The organism is Flavobacterium cucumis (genome assembly GCF_900148835.1).
GTDB lineage: Bacteria > Bacteroidota > Bacteroidia > Flavobacteriales > Flavobacteriaceae > Flavobacterium > Flavobacterium cucumis.
In genome coordinates this window covers 1-5,321 of record NZ_FRYK01000009.1, presented here as the reverse complement: position 1 = coordinate 5,321, position 5,321 = coordinate 1, and the positions used below count along the sequence as shown (strand labels likewise).

2 tRNA genes and 2 rRNA genes are annotated in these 5,321 nt (G+C 47.0%); all 4 read right to left on the bottom strand.

Annotation, left to right across the window (positions count from 1 at the left end):
* Positions 1–2: 2 nt before the first annotated feature.
* A 23S ribosomal RNA gene (locus BUE95_RS13435) occupies positions 3–2,881 on the bottom strand.
* Between the two features lie 130 nt (positions 2,882–3,011).
* Positions 3,012–3,085, bottom strand: a tRNA-Ala gene (locus tag BUE95_RS13430).
* A gap of 93 nt (positions 3,086–3,178) precedes the next feature.
* Positions 3,179–3,252 (bottom strand) — tRNA-Ile (locus tag BUE95_RS13425).
* Between the two features lie 90 nt (positions 3,253–3,342).
* Positions 3,343–4,856 (bottom strand): 16S ribosomal RNA (locus BUE95_RS13420).
* The 16S and 23S rRNA genes sit together here with 2 tRNA genes alongside, the layout of an rRNA operon.
* Positions 4,857–5,321: the final 465 nt, after the last annotated feature.

The following is a 5,321-nucleotide window of genomic DNA, read 5'->3' as shown; positions in this document are numbered from 1 at the left end:
TTGTACATAAGCTAACGGGTTATTAGTACTACTCGACTATGACATTACTGCCTTTACATCTATAGCCTATCGACCTAGTCATCTTCTAGGACCCTTAAAAGAAATCTCATCTTGTGGTGGGTTTCGCGCTTATATGCTTTCAGCGCTTATCCCTTCCCAACGTAGCTACTCTGCAGTGCTCCTGGCGGAACAACAGATACACCAGCGGTTAGTCCAATTCGGTCCTCTCGTACTAGAATCAGATCCACTCAAATTTCTAACGCCCACAGTAGATAGAGACCGAACTGTCTCACGACGTTCTGAACCCAGCTCGCGTGCCACTTTAATGGGCGAACAGCCCAACCCTTGGGACCTTCTCCAGCCCCAGGATGTGACGAGCCGACATCGAGGTGCCAAACCCCCCCGTCGATATGAGCTCTTGGGGGAGATCAGCCTGTTATCCCCGGCGTACCTTTTATCCTTTGAGCGATGGCCCTTCCATGCGGAACCACCGGATCACTATGCTCTACTTTCGTACCTGATCGACCTGTATGTCTCTCAGTCAAGCTCCCTTATGCCATTGCACTCTACGCACGGTTACCAAGCGTGCTGAGGGAACCTTTAGAAGCCTCCGTTACTCTTTTGGAGGCGACCACCCCAGTCAAACTACCCACCAAACAATGTCCTCCGATATTCGGAGTTAGGCCTCAGACAAGCAAAGGGTGGTATTTCAACAATGACTCCACAACGCCTAGCGACGCCACTTCACAGTCTCCCACCTATCCTACACATCACGTGTCCAAGGTCAATATTAAGCTATAGTAAAGGTGCACAGGGTCTTTTCGTCCCACTGCGGGTAAGCGGCATCTTCACCGCTACTACAATTTCACCGAGCTCATGGCTGAGACAGTATCCAGATCGTTACACCATTCGTGCAGGTCGGAACTTACCCGACAAGGAATTTCGCTACCTTAGGACCGTTATAGTTACGGCCGCCGTTTACTTGGGCTTCATTTCAATGCTTCTCCGAAGATAACATCTCCACTTAACCTTCAAGCACCGGGCAGGTGTCAGGCCCTATACTTCATCTTACGATTTTGCAGAGCCCTGTGTTTTTGATAAACAGTCGCCTGGATCTTTTCACTGCGGCCAACATTGCTGCTGGCGACCTTTCTCCCGAAGTTACAGGTCTATTTTGCCTAATTCCTTAGCCATGAATCTCTCGAGCACCTTAGGATTCTCTCCTCAACTACCTGTGTCGGTTTACGGTACGGGTACTTATAATCTAAGTTTAGAAGATTTTCTTGGCAGCCTTTAGGTACACTATCTCGTTGTCCGAAGACTCTGAGTACTATCGCATTTCACCAGTCCCAGCGGATTTGCCTACCGGGCCTATAGCTAAGTGCTTTAACGAACTATTCCGTCAGTTCGCGGTACTTTCACCACTGCGTCTCTCCATCACAATTATAAGTAGTACGGGAATATTAACCCGTTGGCCATCGACTGTCCCTTTCGGGTTCGCCTTAGGACCCGACTAACCCGCAGCTGATTAGCATAGCTGCGGAAACCTTAGTTTTTCGGTGTGCGGGTTTCTCGCCCGCATTATCGTTACTTATGCCTACATTTTCTTTTCTAAACAGTCCAGAATGACTCACATCACTCCTTCGACCCAGTTTAGAATGCTCCCCTACCACTTGTATTACTACAAATCCATAGCTTCGGTAGTATGCTTATGCCCGATTATTATCCATGCTCGTCCGCTCGACTAGTGAGCTGTTACGCACTCTTTAAATGAATGGCTGCTTCCAAGCCAACATCCTAGCTGTCTGGGCAGACAAACCTCGTTTTTTCAACTTAGCATACATTTGGGGACCTTAGCTGATGGTCTGGGTTCTTTCCCTCTCGGACATGGACCTTAGCACCCATGCCCTCACTGCTGGTAAACATTATATAGCATTCGGAGTTTGTCAGGAATTGGTAGGCGGTGAAGCCCCCGCATCCAATCAGTAGCTCTACCTCTATATAACTTATACCCAGCGCTGCACCTAAATGCATTTCGGGGAGTACGAGCTATTTCCGAGTTTGATTGGCCTTTCACCCCTACCCACAGGTCATCCGAAGACTTTTCAACGTCAACCGGTTCGGACCTCCACTATGTGTTACCACAGCTTCATCCTGCCCATGGGTAGATCACACGGTTTCGCGTCTACCATTACTGACTAAAGCGCCCTATTCAGACTCGCTTTCGCTACGGATCCACACCTGAAGTGCTTATCCTTGCCAGCAACGGTAACTCGTAGGCTCATTATGCAAAAGGCACGCCGTCACCCCACGAAAGGGCTCCGACCGCTTGTAAGCGTATGGTTTCAGGATCTATTTCACTCCGTTATTCACGGTTCTTTTCACCTTTCCCTCACGGTACTGGTTCACTATCGGTCTCTCAGGAGTATTTAGCCTTAGCGGATGGTCCCGCCAAATTCACACAGGGTTTCACGTGCCCCGCGCTACTCAGGATACCACTATCTATATCTTCTCTTACCCATACAGGACTATCACCCTCTCTGGTTAACCTTTCCAGGTTATTCCGGTTCAATCCGCATAGAATATCGTGGTCCTACAACCCCAAAATTGCCGTAACAACTCTGGTTTGGGCTAATCCGCGTTCGCTCGCCACTACTTACGGAATCACTTTTGTTTTCTTCTCCTCCGCCTACTTAGATGTTTCAGTTCAGCGGGTTTGCCCCCTATCGGGTAATGCATCTTCAATGCATTGGGTTGCCCCATTCGGATATCTACGGATCAATTCGTGTGTGCCAATCCCCGTAGCTTTTCGCAGCTTATCACGTCCTTCATCGCCTCTGAGAGCCAAGGCATCCCCCATACGCCCTTATTTTGCTTATGTGCCGCCTAATTTTATAAATAAAACTAGGACTTTCTTTATAAATGTGTATTACTACACATCTACTGTACTTTCTACTTTTTAAATGTATTTTATCTCAATATGTCAATGAACTATTTTCCTTTCGGAATCGTGGAGAATATCGGAGTCGAACCGATGACCTCCTGCGTGCAAGGCAGGCGCTCTAGCCAGCTGAGCTAATCCCCCGTTGTTTTAGTGTTTTCGTTAACAGTTATCAGTTAACAGTACTTCAAACGGCTACTCAACCTCTAAAATTTCCTTTAAACAAGCTTAAAATAGTAGTCCCGGGCAGACTCGAACTGCCGACCCCTACATTATCAGTGTAGTACTCTAACCAGCTGAGCTACGAGACTCTGTTTTCTTTGCTTATTCTTATTTTTTAAATTAACAGCGAGAGTAATATCTTCCTTTCAACCAAAACCTAACGTTTTAATCTTCTCTAGAAAGGAGGTGTTCCAGCCGCACCTTCCGGTACGGCTACCTTGTTACGACTTAGCCCTAGTTACTAGTTTTACCCTAGGCAGCTCCTTGCGGTCACCGACTTCAGGCACCCCCAGCTTCCATGGCTTGACGGGCGGTGTGTACAAGGCCCGGGAACGTATTCACCGGATCATGGCTGATATCCGATTACTAGCGATTCCAGCTTCACGGAGTCGAGTTGCAGACTCCGATCCGAACTGAGATAGGTTTTGTAGATTCGCTCCTGCTCGCGCAGTGGCTGCTCTCTGTACCTACCATTGTAGCACGTGTGTGGCCCAGGACGTAAGGGCCGTGATGATTTGACGTCATCCCCACCTTCCTCACAGTTTACACTGGCAGTCTCGTTAGAGTTCCCGACTTGACTCGCTGGCAACTAACGACAGGGGTTGCGCTCGTTATAGGACTTAACCTGACACCTCACGGCACGAGCTGACGACAACCATGCAGCACCTTGTAAATTGTCCGAAGAAAAAACTGTTTCCAGTCCTGTCAATCTACATTTAAGCCCTGGTAAGGTTCCTCGCGTATCATCGAATTAAACCACATGCTCCACCGCTTGTGCGGGCCCCCGTCAATTCCTTTGAGTTTCACACTTGCGTGCGTACTCCCCAGGTGGGATACTTATCACTTTCGCTTAGCCACTCAGATTGCTCCGAACAGCTAGTATCCATCGTTTACGGCGTGGACTACCAGGGTATCTAATCCTGTTCGCTCCCCACGCTTTCGTCCATCAGCGTCAATCAATTGTTAGTAACCTGCCTTCGCAATTGGTATTCCATGTAATATCTAAGCATTTCACCGCTACACTACATATTCTAGTTACTTCACAATAATTCAAGCCCTACAGTATCAATGGCAGTTCCATCGTTGAGCGATGGGATTTCACCACTGACTTATAAGGCCGCCTACGGACCCTTTAAACCCAATGATTCCGGATAACGCTTGGATCCTCCGTATTACCGCGGCTGCTGGCACGGAGTTAGCCGATCCTTATTCCTACAGTACCGTCAAGCTCCCACACGTGGGAGGGTTTCTTCCTGTATAAAAGCAGTTTACAATCCATAGGACCGTCTTCCTGCACGCGGCATGGCTGGTTCAGTCTTGCGACCATTGACCAATATTCCTCACTGCTGCCTCCCGTAGGAGTCTGGTCCGTGTCTCAGTACCAGTGTGGGGGATCTCCCTCTCAGGACCCCTACCCATCATCGTCTTGGTAAGCCGTTACCTTACCAACTAACTAATGGGACGCATGCTCATCTTATACCGTTGGAACTTTAATTATAAAGTGATGCCACTCTATAATACCATGGGGCATTAATCCAAATTTCTCTGGGCTATTCCCCTGTATAAGGTAGATTGCATACGCGTTACGCACCCGTGCGCCGGTCTCAAACACCGAAGTGTTCTACCCCTCGACTTGCATGTGTTAGGCCTGCCGCTAGCGTTCATCCTGAGCCAGGATCAAACTCTTCATCGTATGTTGTTTGATAGATAAATCTATCTCGTTTTATTCGATTAAAGTCGCTAGGTTGTTTTCAATTTACTCGAAAAATCTTACTCTCTCTTATCTTCAAAATTACATCGCTGTAATTTTGTGCTGTCAATTCAATATGTCTATGAACGTGTCATTCTTTTTTTATTCGCTACTGTTTCAGTTAGCGGGTGCAAAAGTACAACTCTTTTTTAATCTGGCAAGCTTTTTTGAAAAAATTTTTTGATTATTTTTTCCTGACCACTCACCCAATATTTTTAAGAACTTGTACATCCCAATTCTTTCGTTTCGGGTCGGCAAAGATACTAACTTTACTTTCTATTATCCAAATCTTTTTTTAACTTTTTTTGAAGTTTTTTTGACTTGTTTAATTCTCCAGTTTGTGTGTGAACTTCTGCTCTAATGCGGGTGCAAAAGTAGAAATCTTTTTCGTTCCCACAAGGCTTTTAG